Origin of the sequence: Alkalihalobacillus pseudalcaliphilus, from assembly GCF_028610675.1 — a bacterium.
GTDB classification, from domain to species: domain Bacteria; phylum Bacillota; class Bacilli; order Bacillales; family Bacillaceae_D; genus Alkalihalobacillus; species Alkalihalobacillus pseudalcaliphilus.
Window position 1 is genome coordinate 195,390 of the sequence record NZ_JAQQWS010000001.1, and the last position, 23,638, is coordinate 219,027.

A 23,638-nucleotide genomic window follows, 5' to 3' on the forward strand; every position below is an offset into this window, starting at 1 on the left:
TTTTATTAAGATATTAAATGAAAAGGCATCGATTTATTCGATGCCCTTTAATTATTTATTCTTATTTTTGAAAAAAAGACTTCTCCTAATTTGTAGAGTTCCTGTGAATGTATTGATATATTTTTAGGGATGAGAAACTAAATGATTAAACTCAGTTTGTTGAGATACTAACTCATTATAGAGTTTGTGCTCACTCATTAACTCGAAGTGGGTTCCCCTTCCTGTTATTTTGCCATTCTCAAGAAATATCAATTGTTCGGAATGCAATACTGTTGATAATCTGTGAGCGATAACAATAGTAGTTCGGCCTTCCATTAATACATCCATTGCTTTTTGAACTAGCTTCTCAGAGGCACCATCTAAATGAGCTGTTGCTTCGTCTAACAATAGTATTTCAGGGTTTCTAATCATTGCTCTGGCGATTGCTAATCGTTGCCTTTGACCACCTGATAATTTTATTCCTCGTTCTCCAACTTCTGTTTGCAACCCTTTCGGTAATTTGTTAATGAATTCTTCTAAGTTAGCATCTTTTAGTGCTAAATTTACTTTGTCTATAGAGTAGGTGCTAAGTCCATAAGTTAAATTGGATAAAATGCTTCCGGACATAATAGGTGACTCTTGTGATACGTAGGCAATTTTCTCTCTCCATTGGTTAAGAGGAATGGTTTGAATATCTTGATTTTTATAAGTGATAAATCCATCAGTAGGGTTGTAGAATCTTTCAATTAAAGAGAATAAGGTAGTTTTGCCAGAGCCACTTGGTCCGATAATTGCTGTCATTTGTCCAATTTTCACTTCCAAATCAATTTCTTTTAAGATTTCTTCATTTTGATTATATCCAAATTTTAATTTATGAAAGATAAGGCTATCATTTTCCGAATAAAGCTTGTTTTCTGAACTTTCTTTTGTGATAGGTTCTTTAGCTTGAGACAAAATATAATTTAATCGTTCAGTTGCTCCGAGTGCTTTTTGCATTTCTGTAAAAAAACTAGAGAGTTGTGCCAAAGGATTAGAAATTTGGAATAGGTAGAAAATAATAGCAACAAGTGCTCCAGCTGATAATGTCCCGTTAGATACTCGTAAACTACCGTAGCCAAAGACGACTACAAGTATAAGTAGAAGTGCACTCATTGATATAGGCTGAACGACCGCAGAAATCTTTCCTTCTTTTAATCCATAATTAAATAATTTTTTCATTCGCGAGTTTCCTACTTCTTTTTCTTGGTTTTCCGCTAATGAAAGTTTTACAAGCCTAATATCCGATAAAACTCTGCCTAGATCGCCTTGAAAAGAGGCTGTTTCATCCTGTAAGGCACGTGATACTTTATACATCTGTTTCCCTAATGGAATCATAACTAACATTAGAACGGGAACGACCGTCATCATTAATAATGTCATTTTCCAATCTATTATAAATAATAGAATAATGGCTCCTATGACGGAAATCACACCTGAGAAAAATGGAATAAGTTGAGAAGTAATAAAGTTTTTTATGACCAGTGTATCATTGGTTATCCGACTCATTAATTTTCCTGTACTATTTTCATCGAAAAACTTAATTGGTAGGTCAACTAATCTTTCCCACGTATTATTTCTTAGTGAAAAAACAATTTTTTCTCCTATGAAAATCATCATGTATATAGCAAAAGCCGAACAAATAAGTTGAAGAATAAAGAGGCAACCTACTAATAATATAGTTGCTAATGAAAGTCCTTCTATATCCATTTCATCGATGAAATTCATAGTAAAAAGGGGTAGTGCCAAGGAAAGACATGTTTGAAATAATACAAGACAAATGGCTGTTATGGTGATTTTCTTAGATGGATAATACGAACGAATAATTCTAAAAAACTCTTTAATATTTAGTTTTTCCATTTGATTACACCCTTTCTAAAGTGAGGATACAATTCTAAAAAATTACAATAATTTAAAATATTTTCCAAATTTATGTTGACTTCTTAAACTTATTGGGTGATACTGAATTTGTCAATGGTAATTTAATACAAATATTCTTTAAAAAGGAATGATAATCTGTGGGTAATTTGACTGACCCTTTAACTCGTGCACTAGGAAAAATAGAATTTTATCGAAATAACGGTAAAAGCTATGGAAGTGCTAGTTTGGTTGATGGAGGGAATGGTAGTTTCATAGTTGTTGCAACAGCAGCCCACTGTTTGTTTGATTGGGAAGATAAAATTTTTTATAATCCAGTGTATTTTATACCGTTTAATGGAAAATCAAGAAAGAGAATAAAGGCTAAAAGAGCAGTAATCCCTAATGGATGGATAAAAGATGCCATTGTAGATTATGACACTGCCTTTGTTGTGTGTGAAATTGATGAAGTAATGGAAAAAGGCTATCCTGTTCAATTTAAACTAGAAAAAGGCTTGGAATATAAAGTTTATGGTTTTAGAGATAGTATTTTTAAAAATAATAAGCCTTATATAAGTACAGGAAAAGCCGAGTTAGACTTACAGTACTCTTCAACCTTACAAGGTATCTCAAGTAAAGGGAAGGGAGGGATGTCAGGAGGTCCTTGGCTAATAGAAAAAAATGGCGCTTATATTCAGAATTCTTTGACAAGTATGAGTTTGAAATCTAAGAAAAACATGCTCTGGGGACCTTATTGGGGTGAAACTATAAAAATAGCGTATGAGGTTGCGGTAGGAATAATTGATAAACACTCAGATGTTTTTATTTATGATTACTAACAAGGGTAGTTCTTTCCAATAGGGAAGTTGCTATAAATGAAAATGTGTAAAGGAGGAGTAGCGTATGTCAGAAAAAAATACTGTGTTAAGACTTCAAAGAATGAGGAAGCAACCAATTGCTCAACAACAATCTAACATAAGTATCGTTTGTAAAGACAGAAGTACTATTAGTTTATTCTACTGTGTTCCACCCATTGAACCACCGCAAGGTTGAAAATAAAGAAGTGAAAGATGGAGGAGTTTAATATGGAAAAATCTAACGAAAAAAATAGAATTCTTGAGATGCAGGGTTTAAGAATGAAGCAAGGTGAAATTCAACCAATGGGTCCGTTATTCTCTTCGCGAAGTATCGCACTTTGTTGTTCCAATCGTATTGTGAGTTCTGTTAGCGCATTCTTATGTTAATAAAATCATTAGGAGGTAATCATTATGGACATGAGATATGTACGGTATATAAATCAAGAATCAAAATATTATGAGCCTCCTAATGACACTCCACCTACAGAGGATTTGTTCAAGATAGAGCTTATAGAGGGCTGGCAGTCTGCGTCAGATGATCATTGGACTTATATTTTAAATCCTAATATCAAAATACCAAACCAAGGTTGGAAAATACATGTGAGCTCAGATGTACCAAATGCTCAGAAAACGCTAGACCTTGCGGCTGGAGTTCTTTATAAAGAGAGTGTCACTTTTAAATATGTTACCAATTCATATGAATTGCTTTTCAAAAACTCCAAGTATGGTCACAGAGGAAGTTCTGGTAAATTTATGACCATTTATCCAAAGGATGAGGAACAGTTTATTTTCCTTGTGAATGAATTAGATGAGTTATTGAGTGAAATTCCGAAAGGTCCTTACATCCTGAGCGATAAACGTTGGAAAAAAGGAAATGTTTATTTTCGATATGGAGCGTTTATAGAGATGTTCCTTTTTCAAGGAGCGGCTCGAATTCCTGCAATTGAAAGCCCGACTGGTGAATTAATTGCTGATTTAAGAGAACCTATTTATCACATTCCATCATTTATAAAAGAACCACAAGCAGTTACTGAAATGGAAGAACAAATAGCTAATGAATCTTCTGAAACTCAATCAAGATTAGAGAACTATGAGATTTTGGATGCTATCCATTTTAGTAACGGTGGAGGAGTATACATTGCTAATGATAAAACGACTAACCGTAAAGTGATATTAAAGGAAGGTCGACCAGGTGCAGGTTTAGATGGACAAAAACGTGATGCATTCGAGCGAATTAAGCATGAAGGAAACGTATTAAATCAATTAAAAGGTTCTCCATATGTTGTAGAGTTTAATGAGATTTTTAATGCTTGGGAACATATCTTCTTAGTAGAGGAATACTTGGAAGGTATACCATTACAAAGTTGGATGTCTGGTAACTATCCGTTTCCTATGCAAGAGAACCCAGGTGAGTATACTAAAAAGGTTTTAAAGATAATAAAACAAGTAAAAAAAGCTGTTAAAGAAGTCCACAAAAAAGGTTATGGTCTTGGTGATTTGACTCCAACTAATATAATGATTTTGGAGGATGAGAAGGTTAAATTAATTGATTTTGAATCAGCAAGTCATTTAACTGATGAAAAACATGCAGGACTAATGACACCAGGATTTTCGGGGGCTATAACAAACAATAGGGAACAAGCGGATTGGTTTTCTTTAGCACGTATAGCTAGACAATTATTTATTCCAATTGGCCCAATCCAAGATATGGCTGAGGACATTTTGCAGAAACATAATGAATGGATTCTTCGAAACTTTGGGCAAGATGCTTTGGATTTAGTTATCGACTTAGAGAACAAATTTTTATCTATTAATGCAAGGGCATTTCCTAGCTTAATATCAGCACCAAAAAAATATTTTGTAGAAAAGGACATCCCTGAGATTATTGATAAATTACGCATGGGGATGATTACAGACCTACAACTAGATGATAGGTTGTTGCCGGGTGACATTAGGCAACATGAAGCTAAAGAGGGTAAATTAAATATTTTAAATGGTGGGTTTGGTATCGCTCTAGCCTTACATCGAACGGGTGAGTTGCCGAGTTTGGTTAATAACTGGGTGCAGAAGTACAGTGGAGAAAAATATCTGAAGGATTTAGGTAATGGTTTATTTACAGGAAAGTCTGGTATAGCCTGTGTTTTATATGAATTAGGCTTTCAGGAAGACGCAGAAAGGATAATGGGTTTGGAAGGTGATTTTTTAGATACTGAAAATGTTTCTATGAAATCTGGGTTGGCTGGAATTGGTTTAGCATTAATTTCTTTCTATTTGGCAACGGGGAAAGAGTACTATCTTAATCAGGCAGAAAAAACAGCAAATCGAATTGGTGAATTGTATTATCAAGATGCCCCTGTATTAACAGATGATGAAGATGGAATACCAATTGGCTTAATTGAAGGTTGGTCTGGCGCTGCACTTTTTATTAGCACAGTCTACCTACATTTAAAAGATAGAAAATGGCTTGTTTTAAGTGAAAAGATTTTAGAAAAAGATTTGGAGCAATGTCACCTTGAGAATTCCGGATTGTATCAGGTAGAGGAACAAAATAGATTACTTCCATATATAGCTGGTGGTAGTGCTGGTGTTGGATTAGCCATGATCCATATTAGGAATTGCTTAGGTGAGAACAAATGGCAGAAAGAATTGAATGGTATTGGACTAGTTACAAATTCTAGGTGTTTTTATTCAAATGGCTTGTTTAGAGGATATACAGGTATGTTGCTTACAGCAAGAGCTGTGGATGAAGAGTTTATGAATGACAACAAATTCTTTTCAAAAGCATTTGAAACAATAAATTTGTATATTTTGGAAAATGAAAAAGGGAATTATTATGTGCCAGGTGATTATAATTACAGAGCATCAGGAGATATATTTTCTGGTTCAGCTGGCGTTTTGTTGGCATTAAATGACATAAATAAAAAAAGGCAGTATTCGTGGCTGCCAATTGTAAACGCTTATGAAACGCTCCATGTTAAATCTATTGAAACTGTTTAATAGATTTATCACACCATTGAAAGGGGGTGAAAACATGAATAAAGTTCTTTCTTTACAAGGAATGAAAGCTAAAGAAGATGTCCAATTACGTGCAGCTTCATCTCTTAGTATAAGTTGTAAAAAGTTCAGCTCACTCAGTGTCTTCATTTGCTAATACTTAATTTAAGTGGTTCTGTGTATATAATTAGTATATGCACAGAGCTATTTTTATATACATTATTTAGCTTATTTCTATATAATCGTAAAAAGGGGTGGTTGAATGGTGCATGTTGATGAAAGGAAACGAAAGGTACTTATTGTAACTGGAATTTCAGCATTCTTATATTGTCTTCATTTTTTATGTATATCCCTTTCACCTATATCTCAGATTGGGGAAAACACAAGTCAATTTGGAAATGGAAGCTTCTTCTATACGTTGGTAATTGTTTTGATTGCTTATGCGTTACCTCTAATCGGATATTACAATGATTTGTACATTGCAAAGTATATTATGGCTTTTTTGAATGGGTTTGGTATATTTGTTGCTTTATCCATTATTATGGCTTTGATGATTTTTTCAGTATTCGCTGACCCAAATATAAATCAGCTTAGTTGGATTATGTTGATATTAGCAATAGTACTTGGTGTAGGGGTCGTTATTATAAATATTGTATGGTATTACATCATGTTTAAAAAAGAGGACATCCAAAAGGCCATCTAAGAGCAGGCCTTTTATTTTTTGAAGTGTTTTTTCCGGAGTATAAATAGATTGAATGGGGTCATCAATTGTTCTGAATGACAAGCAACCTTAGGTTTGCATGAGATCTGAAGAAATTCTCCAAAGTTCTAGAACGTTTTTATAAAAGTACTTATAAAACGAAATAAAAGTAAATTTAAGTAATTTATATGATAATATAGAACAAAGTAAATTATTAAAATATAAATAAAAATTCCCTACTTTTCTCATATCATGATAAATAAAAGAAATAAGGAGGAGTAATATGAAAAAGATAATTGCATTTAGTCTAATTAATTTGTGTGTAGGAATTTTATTGGTTGGTTGTAATGTAAATGAGGAGGAATTATCTGAAAGTGGTCAAAAAATTGAGGTAGTATCAAAAGAGGGGACAGTAGAAGAAGTCATTATAGAAGATGAAGAAATTGTTGAGTTTGTGAATGAGCTGCGAATTGATGAATGGATACCTGAAGAAATTCCAAATGATGCAGTTGTTGCAAAGATATATGAAATGAGTAGTATTGATACAGTCCGATTATCTGAGTTGTTTAAAGACAGGGATGTTTCTTTAAATGGTCAGTTAGTTATATATGAAGATATTTCATATGCTACACTTTCTACTCGTTTTATAAACTTATACTATAAAATACCAGAAGATGTTGCTAATAGTTTGAGATAATTAGAATATCTTCTTAAAAGGAATACTCGGCTGTTGAGTGAGATTTTGCTCAACAGCTTATTCGTTTCATCCCTGTGTTTATAACCTATTCGGTTCAATATTGTTGAAGTTCAATGATAACATCAAATGCAGTGAATTAATATTATAATTTATCTATATTTTATTTTTTAAATTATATATTGATAATATTGATAATAAAACAAATTTAAAATATAATGATGTTGATGTCAATGATTACTTGAAACTAAAGGGGATGAAAAAAATGAATGAATCGAGTATTATCCGAAAAGTTGACGATCTAGGGAGAATTGTAATACCGACAGAGATTAGACAGCTATTAGATATTCATACAAAAGATCCATTAGAAATTGTTATTGACAATGATAAGATTGTTTTACAAAAGCATCGATCAGATATGGAATGTCATGTTACAGGTAATATTAGTCCTGATAATCTTTCCTTACATGATGGAAAGTTAGTTCTAAGTACGGAAGGAGCTAAGCTTATTATTACTGAATTAAAGCAAAGTCTGATGAGTATAAAATAAATTCAGAATTATAGAAAATGCTCTTATTTTTAGAGGAATATTAAGAAAATAGTAATTTTAATTATTTGTGATGAGTACCGAGAAGTTTAGTTTGTGATGTGTCTGAATACGAAAAAACGGGTAGTTGCAGTTCATCACTGCCGTTCGTATAAAAATAGCAAAAGTTTAGAAGAAGAAGGGTTACATCATACCCTCAGAATTTGAATCTCTATTATCAACGAGGGAAAGTGCGAGCTGCTGATTTAGTTGAGATGGTGTGATGTATTGGTTGTTCGGGGTGTCTAAAGGTCTGATTCCAGGTTGTAAGGAAGCCAACTGCATTTCCTAATAGCCTGGCATCTCGCTCTGGCCTAGAATCGTCGATAACGACAATCTGTAAAAGCAGATTGTCTGACGAATAACATGTCAGGCTTTCTTTCTCATTGAAAGGATGGTTAAAAAGAGCTCTTGATCTTTCAAGGGATGCAGGCAGAACAGCGTTTGCCTTCAACGCATATTTTTGCCTGTAAATAATGACTTGCTTTTGTCGACTCACTTTTATACTTTCTTCCCTGTGGTAACTGAAACCTCACTTGGATAAGGGCATGATTTAATTATGAAATCTTCATAGTGTGCGGTAGCCGTATTGATTAAGGAAATGTCAGCTCACTTGATTTTTTTGATAAGGGTTATAATCTTTAAGGGTTTTATGAAAATGGAAGAAGGGCTTTTGTCATACTAAGAAAATAAGGAGGTGACCCATGAATCCTGTTCCCTGCAATAACCTCGATGCGTATCCAATTTTGTATCATATAGAAAGATAGCAAGTATCATCTATAGCTACTGGAACGGAATTTTTACTTAGTAATCTAAGACGTAAGATCATACAAATAAGCCCCGACCAGCTTTCAGAGGAAACGATGAAAATGCTAAAAATATAGTTCAAGATCGTTATTTTTAAGTAAACCCTATTTATAATGGCATCAACGATTAATTGTTCTTTTTCCACTTTATAGACACCCCAGCAATACCATGAAATAAACCACGTTTCCTATACTTTATTTCACATCTAATTCATGCTTTGAATCGCTCATACTTAAATAACTGATTTTTCGTTGAGCATGTTTATAGGACCAATGTTTTTTCGGTGAAATAGAAAACAGTCTCTAAACTGGATGGCGGTGCCTATATTGTATTGAGAGTTTAATAAGAGGTGGTCAGGGTATGGTTCGATAATCCTGTAGATAGTACGGGGGCTGGGTGAGTATCTTGAATGGTTTTAGAAGTGATACTACATTTGAGAGATGTAAAAGGAGTTAAATGTGGGGTTTGATTAAAATATTCATATCGGATTACAGTTTATTATATTTTTAATATTTTCTGTTCTTTGCTATAATTAGAGTAGATTTATGAGCGTAAGGGGCGTATTGGTATGAGTGGAAGTAGAAAAATATTAAGTGAACGTTTGAAGGAAATGAGGGTAAATAGTGGACTAACTCAAAGTAAGTTAGCAGAAGGAATTTGTACGCAGGCGTTAATAAGTAATATGGAAAAAGAAGAAAATAAAGAAAATCCTTCATCCCACACTTTATTTTTATTAAGTGAGCGCTTAGGCGTCAGTATGAGTTACTTATATGGTCAAGATGAAGTAAATAAAGTCAATAATGATGTTTTATCAAATTTTCGCCACATTAAATATATGGTAGAGAAATTAAAAGCAAAAAGGGATTACTATGCATTAAAATATATCATTGATAATGAATTGAAGAAAGAGGGCAGTTTGACGAATACGGATAAACAATTTTTATATTGGCATCAAGCTATTTATATTTATTATCTAGACCATGATTTTACTCAAGCAAAAGAAATGTTGGATAAGGCACTTGAATTAAACGTTGTCAATAAAGAACAGCAAATTGAGATCAAAATGAGTTATGGCATTATCCTATCAGATGAAAAAAAGCACGAAGAATCGGAAAAAATATTGTTAGAGTGTTTGAATGAATATAGTACTAAGGAATTACATATACCTACGATTTACTCAAAAATCGTTTTTAACCTTTCAGCAAATTTAACTAAGCGAAGAGAATATAAAGAATCATTAAATTACAGTCTATTGGGAATCGAAAATTGTATGAATCATTCGAGTTTGTTTATGTTGGGTGATCTATATTATCAAACAGGCTATAACTATTATCGCTTGAATGAAAAAGAAATAGGAAGAGATTACATGAAGAGATCGATCTTAATCTTTGAATTACAAGGGAATATTGATATGGTAAGATATATCAATAATAATATAGAAAAAATTAATATTTTTTGATATTTCCTCATAATTTTTGTTAAATAAATGATATAATGATCCTAGTGCATTATCTTAAAAGTTCATTAGGGGGTTATTATGAAAAAAATTATATTTTTAGGAATACTTTTATTTGGACTTATGCTAGGTGCATCTTATGATTACGATTTAAATACTGGAGAAGATAATGGTGGTTTACCAGGACACCATACGGACATTATCATCAAATAAAGGTTAAAGAAGGAAGCGAAGTTATATACTTGCTTCCTTCTTTTTTATTTTACTAAAACAAGAATGCAGGAATTCTGGAGGCGGTTATGAAAACTGATATATATGGTAAGGCACGGGAATTCACAAAAAAAAGGAAATGAAAGAATAAGAGACTTAACTGAAAAAGGAAAATTAGAAGCTCAAAGAATTACTGATGTTTTAAAGGATGAAGGGATTAACAGTGTTGTCTCAAGTCCATACACTCGATCAATTTTAAATGTAGAGCCGTTAGCTAAACAAATCCGACAAGAAGTTTTACTATTTGAAAATTTAAAAGAAAGAATTTTTTTCGGATGAAGACGAGCGAATATCTGATAGGGGATTATTCCCATTATTAAAAAAATCGTTTTCCAAACCAAATTTTTCTTTATTGGGGGAGAGTCTAATACAGATTGCCAAAATCGTGCAAAAAAAAGTCTTAAAAGAATTGTTAAATACCTATCAAGAACGGAAAGTAGTGGTAGGAACTCATGGACCTGTTATGACTTTGATGATGGGATATTATTACAGTAAGTACGATTTGAATTTCTTACTACATACATCAAAACCAGATATATTAAGAATGGAATTCAATGAGCAGGAATTTTATTTATGGTGAAATTTGCTTAGCGTATCACGTATATGAATTTTCTCGCATCAACCTCGAAATCATCAAGCCATAAAGTAAGTGCTTCGCCAATACGCTTAGAGCTTTCTCAAAACGAAAGCAAAAATTATTTTAATCAGGTTGCGATGGAATCAGGTGTATCTAAGGCATTTCTCTATAACAATCAAGAAATACGGAACCGAATAGAAGGAATACGAAAGCAGCAAGAAGGGCTAAATTCACCGCAGACCATAAAAATGATAATGTATATGTATAGTTTCGATTTTGCTTATTGTATAAACAGTAGAGGTTAGTACAATAACAAAACGTTTATTATTTTTAAAAGAAAAATGTTAGGGATTAAGGGGAGATGGAAATGGAAGCAGTAGTTCTTGACCTGGATGGTACTTTATTAAACTCGGATAAAAAGATTAGTGAAAGAAATTTAAAATCAATTGAAAAATTAAACAAGAATCGAATACCAATAATTATTGCGACTGCTCGTCCCCCCAGAACAGTTAGATATTTATTACCCGAAGAAATTCAATCTTCAGCAATAATGGTCTATTATAACGGTGCTATGATTGTTAGTGAGCAATTAAGTATTAACCAGCACTTTACAATAGATTCAATATTATCTTCAGAAATAATTGATCATTTAATTGAGATGGAAAGACATCATTGGTTATCAATAGAAGCTAAAGACAGTTGGTACAGTTATGAAGATCTTGATTATAGTTCAATTATGAAAGTTACAAGTAATCCCCAAAAAATTGATTTAAATGAATTAAGGCAAATAAATCCAACAAAGATTCTAGTATCAAATCTAAGTTCCTTCGAATCACTAAATAAAAAATTCAGTAATAGAACTAACATTGTCAATACTGATTCTAATCAATTAACCCAAATCATGAGATTAAATATTTCTAAAGAATACGCAGTTAAAGTAACAGCAGAAAAACTTGGAATCTCTCTTAATAAAATAGTCGTATTTGGTGACGATTTTAATGACTTGGGGTTATTTAAGCTATGTGGTTATCCCGTTGCAATGGGAAATGCGATAGCAAAACTAAAAGACTTAGCTAAAGAAGTTACTGAAACCAATGATAATGATGGAGTAGCAAAAACTTTGAAAGCCTACTTCAATTAAAAATGCGTTAGTTTAACAAGACACTAGAAAATGATCAAACTTTTTAAAAAACAATATTTACATTAAATACATGTAAACGATGTGAGAACCATTGGTATTCCAATAGTTCTCACATCGAAGTTAAGATAACCGCATTTTGTTGGTAGGACACCAAACAGTAATTTTCATCTATAATGAATATTGTGCTCAAAATTAGCCACATATGGGGAGTTTTGATCTACAAAAAGCGGACAATTGATCCACTTAGTTCATCCTTTTGAGCCATTATATATATAAAATGAGCGATTGGTGGTTTTCCAATGGCTGATTTAGCTTATTTAAATTCCTTATCGTCTAATTCATCTAAGATAATCTCCACAGCAAGCCGAACAAGCTCTTCGTGACCAAGAAGCTTTTATCTTCAAATATGCATATATGGACAGCACAGTCAGTAACCGTTCATCTAGTATCAATAGATATTCCTCAAACACTTTTTTTTCTAGAATCTGGCCTCTTTTGGAAGTCAACGGCATTCGTAAATTTATATATCTCTAAAGGATATAAAATAAACGCCTTCAATATAAGGATATAATCTATATGACAAAGCTGAAGGGTTATGAGGCAAATTTTTCCCTAATGTGTTAAAGATGTTCACTTAGAGGTTTTTTAGTTTTTTGCAACGTTTCTACTGCCTCATTCGACTTTAATATGAAATGGAGGGATAGATATAATGGATTTAGTTAATTTAGTACAAAAAGCAAAGAAAGGTAATGATGAAGCATTTGAACAACTGATTAGTTCTGTTCGACATAAATTGTATCGGACTGCCTATTCATACGTTAGAAATGAACAAGATGCTCTTGATATTTATCAAGAAACCATTTACAAAGCTTATACTTCTCTTAAGATGTTAAAAAAACCAGAGAGTTTTCAAAGTTGGATCATTAAGATTATCATTTTCAAATCTATTGATTTTATTCGAAAAGAATCTCGACATTTTACTACAGATGATGAGGAAATATTTGCTGAGTTAATTTCTAAAGAAAGCATCAATTACATAACGCATTCAATGGATTTATCGGAAGCGTTTAAGTTCTTGGATCCTAAATACAAAACCATTATTTTGTTGAGGTATTATCACGATCTTTCAATCAAGGAAATTTCTAAAATTATGAAATATCCAGAAGGGACGGTAAAATCACATTTAAATAGAGCACAAAAAGAGCTTCGGCCTATTTTAAAGGAGGGTTATTTTTATGAATAAAGAAAAGTTCAATCGTTCCATCGATAACATTGATATATCTATTGAGAAGTTAGTTGCAAGGGAAAAGGCGGCTATGTTCAAAGGGAAAAAAAGAAAAAAATTGGGACAGAAAACGAAGCATTCAATATTGGTTGCATGTGGATTATGTATGACATTAGTTGGTTCTGGGTTTGTTTCAACTGGAATGGCAGAAGCTTTATCGAATATACCGATTATTGGAAGGGCACTTGAGGAATTTGTGTATTCTCAAGAAGACTCTTTAAAGGAATATAAAACGGTCATTGGAGAAACGGTAGAAGATAATGGAATGAGAGTGACGTTGAATGAAGTCATATTAGATGAAGGTCAACTTCTTATTAGTAGCACATTCCACACAGAGTTAATGGATGAAGACTTAGATTATACTTGGTTTTCAGATATAGAAGTTTATATTGATGGTATCAAGTCGAACTTCGCTGGAGGTGGTTTAAGCTCTAATGGAATAACTAATTCAGAGTTAGATTACTTTTGGACTGCTGACTTACAAAATATTAAACTGCAGGATAATCATCAGATTAAAATAGTATTTAATAATTTGGAACGTTTTGATTCAAAAGAAGTGATAGAAGGGGAATGGACTTTTGAATTTACCGCGTCAGGTGAAAATCTTATGGAAAATAGAAAATCAATACCCATTGATAAGTACTTCACATTGGAAGATGGGCAGAAGATAGAGGTGGAAGAGTTAATATTAACTCCAGTTTCAACAGGGGTAAATTACAAAATGGAAAATATTACAACAGACCTTTACTTCAAACTAGAGGACCAAAATGGGGTGGAATTACAAGAATTTTCCTCACTAACTATGGGTTATAATAACTATAATAGGTTTGTAGCATTAGAAAATCATGTGACAAAACTTAAGGTCATTCCATATATCTATTCTTATAATACAGGGGTTGAAACGATTCTCTATGATGATATTTTTGAAATAGATGTGAAATAAAGAACTTATGTTTAAAAACAAAAAATAAATAGTAACAGAGCTTCCACCAAATATAATGGCGATGTTAGAACTCATAATTTCTGCTATAACCCCAATTTTTTATTGGTAAGGGTTCAGTAGAAAGCCAATTCCATTTTAATATATTACGATTAAAATATGAAAAAGAGTATAAACTTAATAATTTTATACCTATACAGGTGACATAATTAGGATAACTTATATTGGTGTCCTTAATGGTTAAACACATTAATGTTGCACAGTGCCTCCAATCATATTGGGGGCATTTTTTTAAATTTTAAAGGGAGTGGAAAAATTGCTATTAAAAAAATGACACAAATTTGTTTGAAAATGTACATACTCATGTAAAAAGTACTAGATGAAGATGTGAAGAAGCATATCTCTAAGGAATTTTATAATGTGCCCTATTATTATTTAGAGAGCTGGTTGCAAACTTTATCTAACGTGTGAAATGTTTGTGCTCATTATGTTCGTTTATATAATAAACATTTGACATTCAAACCCCGTTTGTTTAAATATGTATAAAAAAAGGATCTATGCTCATATATTGAACATAGTATCCTCTTATTAGTTTAGTCTATTTAACCATGGCCCCCTTGAACATTCCAACAACTCTTATCAAAATATTTTTAATACCCTCCAGGAAGGAAATATCTTCTTTGTGAGACAAGATAGGATGAAAAGAAAGTTAGGTGTTCAAAATGACTAAATATGACCGTTCTGCTCATTTAAAAGAAGTCCATAACACCTATCAAAAGGTAGATGAAGCAATTAATAGGCTTATACGAGCTAACGAGAATATTAATTTTAATAGCGTTTCTAGTGAAGCTGGCGTGTCGAAAGCAACAATATACAACAACAAGGATATTCGTGAACGAATTGAAACATTAAGGAAGCAACAAGCACAAGTACCCACAGCTAAACAAGCGAAGCGAGAAATGAATGAAAATAATAAAGACGCGCTCCTTAGAGAACATCGTCTAAATGCTTTGCAAGATTGTGCTAAAGATATGAAGAAATTCAATGAAAGATACATTCCAGTCACTCTACCTTCATTACCATTTAAGAATGCAAAATTTGATATTCTTCTCTCGGCACATTTTTTGTTTATGTATTCGGATAGACTAGATTATCAATTTCACATTGAAACACTAAATGAGTTATTGAGGGTTACGAAAGAGGAAGTTCGTATTTTTTCTTTAGATGATTTAGAAGGAAAAAGATATGAGCATTTAGATAAAATAATAAGTTATCTAAATCACCACGGATATACTGTTGAAGAAGTAAAAGTACCATATGAATTTCAGATAAATGCTAAATCGATGTTGAAAATTATAAAACATACAAAATAACGTTCCCAAATCAATGTTAGGGAACAAAGAAACAATCTTCAACGATCGGGCGCGATTATTAAGTGAAATCGCGCTCCATTTAATTATTTTTGCACTACACATAGATTAAAAATCTTGAAGAAGACTATTATCTTGTCAACAAACTTCGGAAATTTATTGTTTTATAGTACAAGTGTTTATTCTTAATACTGTATAAAGTGGACAGTATTTAATGACCGTAACTACCAATGGAATGATACCAATTAAACCTAAATATTTCATCTTGCCTTCTAACAAGAAAAATAAAGAAAGTAAAATGAATGCGATTATTACTCTTACAATTCTATCAATTGTGCCGACGTTTTGTTTCAACTGCAAACAGCCCCTCTATTTTATTTACATATGTTTAATTCTCCGTTGGTAGATCAATGCAGGTATTAATAAATATAATGCATAAGCAAAGGACATCCATGTGGTAAACGCTATAATCTGGGAATCGTTCAATTTTGGGAAAATCAAAGTGTGATTTGATATAGAAAATGTGTCTAATGATAAACCAATGATCGTTCCAATTACTCCAAATTTAAGTGGTGCATTCATTGTCTTATCGAAGAAAAGATAGATATAAGTAATACCCCACAATAAAAATCCTGTTCCTACTAATAACAACATAATACTTGTTGTAAATTGTTTTGAACCTGGGCTAAAAAGGACATGTTCTCCAAAAAACACAAAAAACATTGTCGCAAAAAACCAAATGAAGACACCCGATAATATTGTGATTAAATATTTTTTCATGGCTAATCTCCCTTGTTAAGTAAATGAGTAAGACCTTTAAATAGTAGTTCAAGTTCTTTAAATGTTTTATCTACTGGAAAATCCTTTTGTACCAATGCTTGTAATGCTATCCCATCAACAATCGCATTAATGAAAATTCCCCAAGCTTCAATTGAAATACCGTTAATTGGTGATATTGACCATACACTTAATAATTTTTTAGTCAATTCATTATTCTCTTTTTGAATTATTTCACCTAATTGCTTCCTCATTTTTTCATTGTTAAAACTCGATACAATTAATGAGAGAAATAGTTTATGAAAGGTAGAATCGTAAGAAGAACGACTTTTTGCGGATTCTACTGCTTCACTAAGCGAATATGGATTACTTTGTTGTGAAATCTCTTTCCACGATTTAGTGCAAATGTCATTTACAATATCTAAATACAATTGCTCCTTCGTTTTAAAATGATAATAGATCGTTCCTTGTGTTACGCCTGCCATTTCTGCAACTGATCTTAAAGTAAATTTTTCTATTCCGTTTTGAATTAAACACTCTTTTGCACTATTAATTAAATCCTCTTTAGTTATTACATTGGGTTTTGCCAATTACTGACCTCCTTATTAGTTATTCGACTAACTAACTTAATTAGATAAATTTTACCTCATAATAACTAAAAATACAATAAATTCTAAATTAAGTATGTTAAACGAAAAATAATAGACAAAGACTGTTTGGCAATGCTATTTGTTATTATGATAATTAATGGTTGTTTTAAATCTATCGGATACAATAAAGAGAAAGTAAGATTAGAAAAGGAGGCTGGACCATGTCAAAAGGACTGATTCACCACATTGAAATCTATGTGTCAGATTTAGATGATTCAATCAATTTTTGGGGTTGGTTTTTAGAGGAATTGGGATATACCACTTTCCAATCATGGGAAAGTGGCCAAAGTTGGAAAATTGGAGATACATATATTGTTTTCGTTCAAGCAGAAAAACGGTTTATGGACATAACATATCACAGGTGTCGAGTAGGTCTTAATCATTTGGCATTCCACGCAGGTTCTCGCCAACAAGTAGATGATATGACAAAAAAGTTAGAAGAGAAGGGTATTAATATTCTTTATCCCGATAAGCATCCCTTTGCAGGAGGGGAGGAGCATTATGCTGTATATTTTGAAGATCCAGATAGAGTTAAAGTTGAGTTGGTAGCACCTTAACCCATAAATGGTTGAGGCCTTTTGTTATATACTTCTAACGACCTCTTTAAGGGGGGGCTTTATACGAAGAACGTTCGTTTCTTATGTTACAAAAGGGGCAGGTTAATTGAGAAAAATGGTACAATAACCTTTGTACTTACCAAAAATATAAAATAATCTATTTTCATTTGGTAAATAATCTATGTTTAATAAAGAACAGATAAACATCTATAGTCTAGGAGAGATGACAATTGATTTTCAATAAACAGATTCAATTATCTTTTTATGATGAACAATACCATGAAGTATTAAGTGATTTTGAACTGCCAGATTCTCAAGCAAAATTTACGGCACTACCAGAGGCTATATTGAATGTCTCCGATGGTCAGTATAGAATAGTTATAGTATCTGAGCAGCGTCCTGTAGGATTCTTTTTATTACATAGTACAAGTAGAGTAAGTGAATATACAATGAACCCGAATGCCATGCTGTTGACTGCATTATCAATAAATTATAAACATCAAGGACAGGGTTACGCAAAGAAAGCTATGATTGAGTTAAAAGACTTCGTATATAGGAACTTTGAAAAGTGTGATGAGATAATCCTAGCCGTTAATCATAAGAACATACCTGCACAAAACTTATATAAGAATGTAGGTTTTGTAGATACTGGTAGAAGAAAAATCGGAAAAATTGGTGAACAATTTATTATGAAGTTAGACCTTAATTCTACTAGTCAATGACTTTCAACTAATGGGGGGCGTTCTTAATATAAGAATGCCTTTTTCTTATGTTACAAAAGGGGCAGGTTAGTAAAGAAAGAAAGTCAAGACGCTATGCCTTGACTTTTTTAATCGATTATTATTAAAAACTTTGATTACAGTGATTAATTAACTTTAAATGTACTAAGTACGTGTTTAAGAAAACTTTTTGATATCGGTGAAACTAACTCTCTCTCATTAAAAATAACTCCTACAACTCTATTATGATTTATAGCTTTTAATTTTATTTGATTTATTTTGGGGTTACCTTCTAACCTAGGTAAAAAAGAGATGCCTAAATTAGCTGACACTAATCCTGCTACTGTATCTATCTCTTCTCCTTCAAAACTAACTTTTGGTTTAAAAGAGAGTTGTTTAAAAATCTTATTGGTAATAGTTCTAAGTCCATACCCGTCTTTTAAGATAATAAAATCCTCGGCATGCAAATCATCTAAATGAATATTATCTTTGAAAGCGAGCCTATGCTGATTGGAAACCGTTAGAAATAATTGATCCTCCCATAAGTCGTAACTAGAGTAGCTTCCCCCTAATTCCTCCCCTGTTATGGTCGTAAAACAGAAGTCAATTTCTCCATTATAAAGTAAATGAATTAAGCTCCTTTTGTTAGCTTGTTTTAGTTTAAAAATTGTTTTTGGGTATTTCTTTTTAAAACTTGCTAATAAAGAAGGGAGTTTATCAATACCAAGTGTATGAAAAAAACCAATGGTTATTTCTCCAAAATCAGGTTGTAGCTGTTCAGATATATTCTTTTTGGCTTGTTGCATTTCTTTTTCGATAACTAATGCATGTTCTTTAAACATCAAACCATACTTATTTAGCTTAATACGTCTATTATCACGTAAAAAAAGAGGTACCCCTAATTCTTCTTCAAGCTTAGAAATCGCTCGGCTTAGTGCAGGTTGTGTGATATTTAGCTCATGCGATGCTTTTGTTATATGCTCGTATTCGGCTACCTTCAAAAAATACTTAATATATTGCCATTCCATTAAATGAATCACCTCATAACAAAAAGTAATGAACTTTATACATATTATACATTAGAAATTATAAGGAGATAGCAATAATATAAGAAGAGGTACATCAAATAATCTTGGAGGTCAAAATGAAAGAAGTTACAAAAATACTAACGGCAATGGGTACAGGGGCATTTGTCATTTACACCAGTCTGTATTGGGTACAGCCGTTAATCATCTTTTTTTCAGAACGTTTTAATCAATCCCCTGCGTCAGCAAGCTTAGTTCTTTCTATGACTACTATCTCCATCGCTCTATCTCTCTATTTTGCTCCACTCATTTCAAATAGAATTGGAAGGAAACAGACGATGGTTTGGGCATTGTTATTAACTTCGTTACTTAATGCTATAAGTTTAGCCATCGATCATTTTTACTGGGTTTTGTTTATAAGGGCTCTTATTGGGATTTGTATTTCAGGTTTTTTAGCCTCAGTTATTACCTATTTAAAGGAAGAAATTGATAAAGGGATATTAGGAAAGGTTGTTGGCATTTACGTTGGGGGAACTGCATTAGGTGGTGTTTTAGCAAGGATTATTAGCAGTTCTTTAATAGAACAAGTCGATTTAAGTTCCCTTGCATTTATTATTGGAGTAATAACTCTAATGGCATCTATCGTGTTTTGGTTAGTCTCCCAAACTCAAAGAACTTCAGTAAGATGAACTATTCACTTAGAGACTTAAGAGTAGGATTTATAAGTTGCTTTTTTGATAAGAAAATACGTAGTATTTATTTGTGTACGTCTTTCACAATCGGTAACTATACAGCTATTTTGAACTATATTTCTTACCCTTTAACTGAACCACCATTTTCAATGAGTCAATCTTTAATAGGCTTCATATATGTTGCTACATTATCTGGAGTGTTTGGTTCCATTATCTTTGGTCGTTTTATCGGACAAATATTTGATATTTCCCTTTATAGAATTGCTTTATTTACTATATTTATAGGTGTCATTTTTACCGTTTCTAATTTTATTTGGCTCGTTATTGTGGGGTTACTTCTTGTTTCTTTTGGGTTATTTGCAAGCAATGCTATCGCAAGTAACTGGATTGCAAATAACTCACCTGAACAATATAAAACGGAAGCTAACTCTTTATATTCCATCTTTTACTATGTTGGGTCAAGTGTTATAGGATGGTTGAGTGGATATTTATTTTCATTTTTAGGATGGACTTTTTTTATGATACTAATAGGTTTTATTTTACTAATTTTAATACTCTTCATAGGAAATGTAAGGGAACATAATATCAATCATAAATTATTGGATGTGAATAGATAATGGTTAGAATTGTTCAACCTAAACCACTCTACCTTAAAGGTAAAAGTAAAGCCGTTTTATTACTACATTCTTTTACTAGCACGAATCGTGATGTAAAAAAATTGAGTCAGTTTCTAAATGAGCATGAGTTTAGTTGCTATGCTCCAATTTATAAAGGACATGGCATGGCACCAGAAGAATTGGCATTTACAGGTATTACCGATTGGTGGGAGAGCGTTGAAGAAGGATACAAATTTTTGAAAAATAAATATTCGGAAGTAGCTGTAATTGGTATATCATTAGGTGGAATTTTCGCTTTAAATGTTGGACAATGCCTTTCAACCTAATGGAATAATAGTAATGTCTGTACCATTTAAAAAGAGTATAGAGTCATTAGAAGATCGGTTTGTGATTTATGCAGAGGCGTATCAAAAGCTAATGAGAGAGCCTGTAGAAAACATTGATAGATTAAAAAAGGCATTTAAGTTATCCCTAATCACTTTTCAAACAAATATAGATTCAACTATGGAACAGTTAGATAAAATCTCAAAGCCTATTTTAATTATGTATGGTGAATTAGATGAAAAGCTTTATAAAGAGAGTGGATTAAGAATGGTAACAAGTTTAAATACAAAAACTGAGCTTAAAGGATATAAAAACTCACATCACTTAATGACATCAGGTAAGGATAGGGATTTGATACAAAAAGACATTCTTAATTTCTTGAATGGTTTAAAATGGTGAAAACAATAGATTCGTAATTCAACGTTAGTTGTTTTAAGTTTATTGAACTAACGGGGGCATTAGTAAAAGAAGAAAGGCTTCCACATATTAGACATATCTAATATGTAGAAGCCTTTAATTTTTCTATCTTTTTTAAAATTAGGTCTTGATAACGTTAAGCCACCCCATTGTTAGCTGATTTCCAACAACGGGAGTAGGGTTAGAGCATTGGGGTTTTGATTTTAAAGTAATTGATATGCTCCGTTCTTCACCAGTTCAAATTCACGATGTGCATACACTTTCTGCACTCTTGTATAGGCCCATTCCTAATATAAATATGAGTACAATTAAGTTGAAAAAGAGTGATTTTTTGGGTAAGTTCTTCGATTCTAGTTTCAAGTACTTTAATTTCATTTTTAATTGCCTGTACATCCTTCAAAAGCATCACCATCCTAGTTATAAATCTGACTACCGTTGTTACGAAACTCTTTGGCTTTTTCCTGCAGTCCTTTGTCAATAACATTTTCAAAGCTTTGATCCTGATTTTTGGCGAGAGTACGAATATCATGAGAGATACGCATACTACAGAATTTCGGCCCACACATAGAGCAGAAATGGGCGGTTTTCGCTCCTTCTGCAGGTAAAGTTTCATCATGGTATTCGAGGGCACGCTCCGGGTCTAGTGAAAGATTAAACTGATCTCGCCAGCGAAATTCAAATCTTGCTTTTGAAAGGGCATCATCTCGTTTTTGAGCACTGGGATGACCTTTGGCAAGATCGGCGGCATGTGCGGCAATTTTGTAGGAGATTACACCCGTTCGAACGTCTTCTTTGTTTGGTAAACCGAGATGTTCTTTAGGCGTAACATAGCATAGCATGGCTGTTCCAAACCAACCTATCATCGCCGCACCGATGGCTGAAGTAATGTGATCGTATCCTGGTGCAATATCGGTAGTCAGTGGTCCAAGAGTATAAAAGGGAGCCTCATCACAGACCTCCATTTGCTTATCGACATTTTCTTTAATCATGTGCATAGGGACATGTCCTGGCCCTTCAACCATAACTTGGACATCATGCTTCCAAGCTAGCTTCGTTAGCTCGCCTAGTGTTTCTAGCTCTGCGAATTGTGCTTCATCATTTGCATCCTTGATAGAGCCAGGCCGAAGACCATCACCAAGAGAAAAGCAAATATCATAAGTTTTCATAATTTCGCAAATTTCTTCGAAGTGAGTATAGAGAAAATTTTCTGTATGATGAGCAAGGCACCACTGAGCCATGATGGAACCACCACGTGAGACAATTCCTGTTTGTCGTTTGGCCGTTAATGGGATATAACGCAAAAGTACACCTGCGTGAATGGTAAAGTAATCGACACCTTGTTCGGCCTGTTCAATTAACGTATCACGATAGACGTCCCAATTCAGCTCCTCAGCAACTCCATTGACTTTTTCTAAAGCTTGATAGATAGGAACAGTTCCCACTGGCACAGGGGAATTTCGGATAATCCATTCGCGAGTTGTATGAATATCCTTTCCTGTGGAAAGATCCATGATGTTATCTGCTCCCCAACGTGTAGCCCATGTCATCTTTTCCACCTCTTTTTCAATGGAAGAAGAGACGGCTGAATTGCCAATATTAGCATTGATTTTTACATGAAAATTACGCCCGATAATCATAGGCTCACTTTCGGGGTGATTAATATTAGCAGGAATAATCGCACGCCCCTCAGCAACTTCCTGACGAACAAAATCGGGATCCATCCCTTCACGAATAGCGATAAATTCCATCTCGGGAGTGATGATTCCTTTTCTTGCATAGTGAAGTTGCGTTACATTTCTATGCTTTTTTGCACGGAGCGGTTTTAAATTTAGCTGAGGAAAAGCTATAACATTAGATTTAGAAGAACTTGTTCGGTAGCCATTATCCTCGGGTTTAATAGTACGACCCGCATATTCCTCTACATCTCCTCGTTCGATAATCCAATTAAATCGTAGTCGAGGAAGTCCTTTTTGAATATCAATCGTTGCATTTTTATCCGTATATAAACCACTTGAATCATAGACACGCAGTGGAGGATTGGTCTCTTCCCCAAAAGCACCTGTTGTTGAGCTTTGTTCAATCTCCCTCATCGGTACTAAGAGATCCGAGCGACTTCCCTCCACATACACTTTTGTACTCCCAGAAAAACTTGACATCCATTCAACATTCACATCTTTCATAGAATATCTCTCCTTTTTTAATGTAATAAAAAGGACACATCTATCCCATTTTTAGCATGAAAAAGCCGAGTCTTTTAAAAGACCCGGCTAAGCTAGTATACATAAATAGACGGCATTTTTATGCCATCCCA

General features: G+C 33.0%; 26 protein-coding genes and 2 pseudogenes. 22 read left to right on the forward strand and 6 right to left on the reverse strand.

Features of this window, described 5'->3' with window-relative positions; genetic code table 11:
- Positions 1-123 precede the first annotated feature (123 nt).
- Entirely contained in the window at positions 124-1,875 is a 1,752-nt protein-coding gene (locus PQ479_RS00970; RefSeq protein ID WP_047989421.1) for an ABC transporter ATP-binding protein, read from the reverse strand.
- A 158-nt stretch (positions 1,876-2,033) separates the two neighbouring features.
- Between PQ479_RS00970 and PQ479_RS00975 the strand changes: the two genes are divergently transcribed.
- The 16 genes and pseudogenes from PQ479_RS00975 to PQ479_RS01045 all read left to right on the forward strand — a co-directional run.
- On the forward strand, positions 2,034-2,711 hold the full coding sequence (locus PQ479_RS00975; protein WP_047989420.1) for a trypsin-like serine peptidase: 678 nt from the start codon (positions 2,034-2,036) through the stop codon (positions 2,709-2,711).
- 64 nt (positions 2,712-2,775) lie between these two features.
- On the forward strand, positions 2,776-2,925 hold the full coding sequence (locus PQ479_RS21840) for a class III lanthipeptide (protein ID WP_420535503.1): 150 nt from the start codon (positions 2,776-2,778) through the stop codon (positions 2,923-2,925).
- A gap of 32 nt (positions 2,926-2,957) precedes the next feature.
- Positions 2,958-3,116 carry a hypothetical protein gene (locus PQ479_RS00980; RefSeq protein ID WP_273716701.1) on the forward strand — a complete coding sequence of 53 codons (159 nt, stop codon included), beginning with the start codon at positions 2,958-2,960 and terminating at the stop codon, positions 3,114-3,116.
- A 24-nt stretch (positions 3,117-3,140) separates the two neighbouring features.
- Entirely contained in the window at positions 3,141-5,726 is a 2,586-nt protein-coding gene (gene lanKC / locus PQ479_RS00985) for a class III lanthionine synthetase LanKC (RefSeq protein WP_047989419.1), read from the forward strand.
- Between the two features lie 34 nt (positions 5,727-5,760).
- The gene (locus PQ479_RS00990) at positions 5,761-5,880 is read left to right on the forward strand and encodes a class III lanthipeptide (RefSeq protein ID WP_273716702.1); all 120 of its coding nucleotides are present in this window, start codon (positions 5,761-5,763) and stop codon (positions 5,878-5,880) included.
- Between the two features lie 105 nt (positions 5,881-5,985).
- Positions 5,986-6,426 carry a DUF5391 family protein gene (locus PQ479_RS00995; protein WP_047989418.1) on the forward strand — a complete coding sequence of 147 codons (441 nt, stop codon included), beginning with the start codon at positions 5,986-5,988 and terminating at the stop codon, positions 6,424-6,426.
- A 280-nt stretch (positions 6,427-6,706) separates the two neighbouring features.
- Positions 6,707-7,120, forward strand: a complete 414-nt coding sequence (locus PQ479_RS01000; RefSeq protein WP_047990722.1) for a hypothetical protein — start codon at positions 6,707-6,709, stop codon at positions 7,118-7,120.
- A 262-nt stretch (positions 7,121-7,382) separates the two neighbouring features.
- A complete protein-coding gene (locus tag PQ479_RS01005) occupies positions 7,383-7,667 on the forward strand; it encodes an AbrB/MazE/SpoVT family DNA-binding domain-containing protein (RefSeq protein ID WP_047989632.1) in 285 nt (94 codons plus the stop codon).
- 1,411 nt (positions 7,668-9,078) lie between these two features.
- Positions 9,079-9,969 carry a helix-turn-helix domain-containing protein gene (locus PQ479_RS01010; protein WP_273716703.1) on the forward strand — a complete coding sequence of 297 codons (891 nt, stop codon included), beginning with the start codon at positions 9,079-9,081 and terminating at the stop codon, positions 9,967-9,969.
- A gap of 78 nt (positions 9,970-10,047) precedes the next feature.
- Positions 10,048-10,179 (forward strand): hypothetical protein, encoded by a 132-nt coding sequence (locus PQ479_RS01015; RefSeq protein WP_273716704.1) that lies wholly within the window; start codon positions 10,048-10,050, stop codon positions 10,177-10,179.
- A gap of 86 nt (positions 10,180-10,265) precedes the next feature.
- A pseudogene (locus PQ479_RS01020) lies at positions 10,266-10,816 on the forward strand (histidine phosphatase family protein).
- 23 nt (positions 10,817-10,839) lie between these two features.
- On the forward strand, positions 10,840-11,118 hold the full coding sequence (locus PQ479_RS01025) for a DUF6262 family protein (RefSeq protein ID WP_273716705.1): 279 nt from the start codon (positions 10,840-10,842) through the stop codon (positions 11,116-11,118).
- Between the two features lie 62 nt (positions 11,119-11,180).
- Positions 11,181-11,954, forward strand: coding sequence for a Cof-type HAD-IIB family hydrolase (locus PQ479_RS01030; RefSeq protein WP_053070440.1), 774 nt, complete (start codon positions 11,181-11,183; stop codon positions 11,952-11,954).
- A gap of 709 nt (positions 11,955-12,663) precedes the next feature.
- Positions 12,664-13,197: a sigma-70 family RNA polymerase sigma factor gene (locus PQ479_RS01035; RefSeq protein ID WP_047989414.1), complete on the forward strand. Its 534-nt coding sequence runs from the start codon at positions 12,664-12,666 to the stop codon at positions 13,195-13,197.
- Positions 13,190-14,182, forward strand: coding sequence for a DUF4179 domain-containing protein (locus tag PQ479_RS01040; protein WP_047989413.1), 993 nt, complete (start codon positions 13,190-13,192; stop codon positions 14,180-14,182). The genes PQ479_RS01035 and PQ479_RS01040 overlap by 8 nt, the downstream gene beginning before the upstream one ends.
- Positions 14,183-14,901: 719 nt before the next feature.
- Positions 14,902-15,219: pseudogene (locus PQ479_RS01045) on the forward strand (DUF6262 family protein); the annotation flags it as partial.
- Between the two features lie 486 nt (positions 15,220-15,705).
- On the opposite strand, the gene PQ479_RS01050 reads toward PQ479_RS01045, so the two are convergent.
- The 3 genes from PQ479_RS01050 to PQ479_RS01060 are packed head-to-tail and all read right to left on the reverse strand — an operon-like array spanning position 15,706 to position 16,916.
- On the reverse strand, positions 15,706-15,909 hold the full coding sequence (locus PQ479_RS01050; RefSeq protein ID WP_337957074.1) for a YgaP family membrane protein: 204 nt from the start codon (positions 15,907-15,909) through the stop codon (positions 15,706-15,708).
- Positions 15,910-15,927: 18 nt separating this feature from the next.
- Positions 15,928-16,329, reverse strand: coding sequence for a DUF5367 family protein (locus PQ479_RS01055; RefSeq protein ID WP_047989411.1), 402 nt, complete (start codon positions 16,327-16,329; stop codon positions 15,928-15,930).
- A 2-nt stretch (positions 16,330-16,331) separates the two neighbouring features.
- A complete protein-coding gene (locus PQ479_RS01060; RefSeq protein ID WP_047989410.1) occupies positions 16,332-16,916 on the reverse strand; it encodes a TetR/AcrR family transcriptional regulator in 585 nt (194 codons plus the stop codon).
- A gap of 221 nt (positions 16,917-17,137) precedes the next feature.
- Here PQ479_RS01060 and PQ479_RS01065 point away from each other — a divergent pair, with 221 nt between their 5' ends.
- Together PQ479_RS01065 and PQ479_RS01070 are read left to right on the forward strand one after the other, a co-directional pair.
- A complete protein-coding gene (locus PQ479_RS01065; protein ID WP_047989409.1) occupies positions 17,138-17,533 on the forward strand; it encodes a VOC family protein in 396 nt (131 codons plus the stop codon).
- A gap of 233 nt (positions 17,534-17,766) precedes the next feature.
- Positions 17,767-18,255: a GNAT family N-acetyltransferase gene (locus tag PQ479_RS01070; protein WP_047989631.1), complete on the forward strand. Its 489-nt coding sequence runs from the start codon at positions 17,767-17,769 to the stop codon at positions 18,253-18,255.
- A 143-nt stretch (positions 18,256-18,398) separates the two neighbouring features.
- Here PQ479_RS01070 and PQ479_RS01075 read toward each other — a convergent pair whose 3' ends face one another.
- Positions 18,399-19,280: a LysR family transcriptional regulator gene (locus PQ479_RS01075; RefSeq protein ID WP_047989408.1), complete on the reverse strand. Its 882-nt coding sequence runs from the start codon at positions 19,278-19,280 to the stop codon at positions 18,399-18,401.
- Positions 19,281-19,396: 116 nt separating this feature from the next.
- On the opposite strand from PQ479_RS01075, the gene PQ479_RS01080 reads away from it, so the two are divergent.
- From PQ479_RS01080 to PQ479_RS01095, 4 genes are read left to right on the forward strand one after another with little or no spacing between them, the layout of a single operon-like run.
- Positions 19,397-19,966: an MFS transporter gene (locus tag PQ479_RS01080; protein WP_047989407.1), complete on the forward strand. Its 570-nt coding sequence runs from the start codon at positions 19,397-19,399 to the stop codon at positions 19,964-19,966.
- Complete coding sequence (locus PQ479_RS01085) at positions 19,963-20,586, forward strand: MFS transporter (RefSeq protein ID WP_047989406.1); 624 nt, start codon at positions 19,963-19,965, stop codon at positions 20,584-20,586. Before PQ479_RS01080 ends, PQ479_RS01085 begins: the two co-directional genes overlap by 4 nt.
- On the forward strand, positions 20,586-20,912 hold the full coding sequence (locus tag PQ479_RS01090; RefSeq protein WP_053070439.1) for an alpha/beta hydrolase: 327 nt from the start codon (positions 20,586-20,588) through the stop codon (positions 20,910-20,912). The genes PQ479_RS01085 and PQ479_RS01090 overlap by 1 nt, the downstream gene beginning before the upstream one ends.
- Before the next feature lie 13 nt (positions 20,913-20,925).
- The gene (locus PQ479_RS01095; protein ID WP_273716707.1) at positions 20,926-21,309 is read left to right on the forward strand and encodes an alpha/beta hydrolase; all 384 of its coding nucleotides are present in this window, start codon (positions 20,926-20,928) and stop codon (positions 21,307-21,309) included.
- Between the two features lie 431 nt (positions 21,310-21,740).
- Here PQ479_RS01095 and thiC read toward each other — a convergent pair whose 3' ends face one another.
- Positions 21,741-23,507, reverse strand: a complete 1,767-nt coding sequence (thiC, locus tag PQ479_RS01100; protein WP_047989405.1) for a phosphomethylpyrimidine synthase ThiC — start codon at positions 23,505-23,507, stop codon at positions 21,741-21,743.
- Between the last annotated feature and the right edge of the window lie 131 nt (positions 23,508-23,638).

Coding starts and splice junctions, on each gene's coding strand:
- PQ479_RS01075 (WP_047989408.1), bottom strand. CDS start 19,280: ATGGAATGGCAATATATTAAGTATTTTTTGAAGGTAGCCGAATACGAG.
- PQ479_RS00990 (WP_273716702.1), top strand. CDS start 5,761: ATGAATAAAGTTCTTTCTTTACAAGGAATGAAAGCTAAAGAAGATGTC.
- PQ479_RS01030 (WP_053070440.1), top strand. CDS start 11,181: ATGGAAGCAGTAGTTCTTGACCTGGATGGTACTTTATTAAACTCGGAT.
- PQ479_RS01090 (WP_053070439.1), top strand. CDS start 20,586: ATGGTTAGAATTGTTCAACCTAAACCACTCTACCTTAAAGGTAAAAGT.
- thiC (WP_047989405.1), bottom strand. CDS start 23,507: ATGAAAGATGTGAATGTTGAATGGATGTCAAGTTTTTCTGGGAGTACA.
- PQ479_RS01015 (WP_273716704.1), top strand. CDS start 10,048: ATGAAAAAAATTATATTTTTAGGAATACTTTTATTTGGACTTATGCTA.
- PQ479_RS01010 (WP_273716703.1), top strand. CDS start 9,079: ATGAGTGGAAGTAGAAAAATATTAAGTGAACGTTTGAAGGAAATGAGG.
- PQ479_RS01040 (WP_047989413.1), top strand. CDS start 13,190: ATGAATAAAGAAAAGTTCAATCGTTCCATCGATAACATTGATATATCT.
- PQ479_RS01085 (WP_047989406.1), top strand. CDS start 19,963: ATGAACTATTCACTTAGAGACTTAAGAGTAGGATTTATAAGTTGCTTT.
- lanKC (WP_047989419.1), top strand. CDS start 3,141: ATGGACATGAGATATGTACGGTATATAAATCAAGAATCAAAATATTAT.
- PQ479_RS01000 (WP_047990722.1), top strand. CDS start 6,707: ATGAAAAAGATAATTGCATTTAGTCTAATTAATTTGTGTGTAGGAATT.
- PQ479_RS01065 (WP_047989409.1), top strand. CDS start 17,138: ATGTCAAAAGGACTGATTCACCACATTGAAATCTATGTGTCAGATTTA.
- PQ479_RS01005 (WP_047989632.1), top strand. CDS start 7,383: ATGAATGAATCGAGTATTATCCGAAAAGTTGACGATCTAGGGAGAATT.
- PQ479_RS21840 (WP_420535503.1), top strand. CDS start 2,776: ATGTCAGAAAAAAATACTGTGTTAAGACTTCAAAGAATGAGGAAGCAA.
- PQ479_RS00980 (WP_273716701.1), top strand. CDS start 2,958: ATGGAAAAATCTAACGAAAAAAATAGAATTCTTGAGATGCAGGGTTTA.
- PQ479_RS01035 (WP_047989414.1), top strand. CDS start 12,664: ATGGATTTAGTTAATTTAGTACAAAAAGCAAAGAAAGGTAATGATGAA.
- PQ479_RS01025 (WP_273716705.1), top strand. CDS start 10,840: ATGAATTTTCTCGCATCAACCTCGAAATCATCAAGCCATAAAGTAAGT.
- PQ479_RS01095 (WP_273716707.1), top strand. CDS start 20,926: ATGTCTGTACCATTTAAAAAGAGTATAGAGTCATTAGAAGATCGGTTT.
- PQ479_RS00970 (WP_047989421.1), bottom strand. CDS start 1,875: ATGGAAAAACTAAATATTAAAGAGTTTTTTAGAATTATTCGTTCGTAT.
- PQ479_RS01055 (WP_047989411.1), bottom strand. CDS start 16,329: ATGAAAAAATATTTAATCACAATATTATCGGGTGTCTTCATTTGGTTT.
- PQ479_RS00995 (WP_047989418.1), top strand. CDS start 5,986: ATGGTGCATGTTGATGAAAGGAAACGAAAGGTACTTATTGTAACTGGA.
- PQ479_RS01080 (WP_047989407.1), top strand. CDS start 19,397: ATGAAAGAAGTTACAAAAATACTAACGGCAATGGGTACAGGGGCATTT.